This is a genomic window from Herbaspirillum lusitanum P6-12, assembly GCF_000256565.1.
In the GTDB taxonomy this organism is placed as follows: domain Bacteria; phylum Pseudomonadota; class Gammaproteobacteria; order Burkholderiales; family Burkholderiaceae_D; genus Herbaspirillum; species Herbaspirillum lusitanum.
In genome coordinates this window covers 1-819 of the sequence record NZ_AJHH01000689.1, presented here as the reverse complement: position 1 = coordinate 819, position 819 = coordinate 1, and the positions used below count along the sequence as shown (strand labels likewise).

The 819-nt window shown below is 67.9% G+C and carries 1 protein-coding gene; it reads left to right on the top strand.

Annotated features, from left to right (window positions below):
- On the top strand, positions 1-633 hold a 633-nt coding region (gene mnmC1 / locus HLUSI_RS0122575; RefSeq protein WP_040503792.1), incomplete at its 5' end, for an FAD-dependent 5-carboxymethylaminomethyl-2-thiouridine(34) oxidoreductase MnmC1.
- Between the last annotated feature and the right edge of the window lie 186 nt (positions 634-819).

The window sequence follows — 819 nt, the reverse complement described above, 5'->3', positions numbered from 1 at the left end:
AACCGTCCGCGAGCTATGGCTGCCGCGGCAGCCGCCGCGCCGGTGGTCATCCTTGCCAACGGCATGCAGTCGGCCGCACTGGCGCAGGCGGCTGGGTTGCCGCTGCAGACGATACGCGGACAGGTCAGTCATTTGCCGGCGGCGTCGTTGCCGGATCTGCCGTTCGTACTGTGCGGCGACGGCTACCTGACCGGCGCAGTGAACGGACTGGTCAGCGTCGGCGCCAGCTACGATCGCGACAATCATGACACCGCCTTGCGCGCCGACAGCCACGCCGGCAATCTCGACAAGTTGCGGCAGTTGTTGCCGGGCGTGTCGCCCGACATCGATCCGGATGGCTTGAGCGGGCGCGTTGGTTTCCGCTGCGTCTCGGCCGACCGGTTGCCGCTGGTGGGCGCCTTGCCCGATCAGGCGGCGCTGGCGGCGGGCGGTGAAGTCCAGCTGCGCGATGCGCCGCGCTGGCCGCAGCTGTACGGCTTGCTGGCCTACGCCTCGCGCGGACTGATCTGGGCCCCGCTGGCAGCCGAGATCGTGGCGTGCGCGCTGGAGGACGAACCGGCGCCGCTCGGCAAGGACTTGCTGGCCTTGCTGGATCCGGCGCGATTTGCGCTCAAGGCGCACAGAAAGAATTAAGCACTCAGGGAGAACCGCATCATGTTGGCAGACGCGCAATTCGACATCACTTCCGTGGCTGCGCTGGAAGCGCTGTTCGGCCAGCCGGCCCAGGCTTCGCTGGTCAAGGAACGGGATCACATTGATGAACACTATCGCCGCTGGATAGCCGCCTCGCCGTTCCTGGCGCTGGCGACGGCCGGCGCG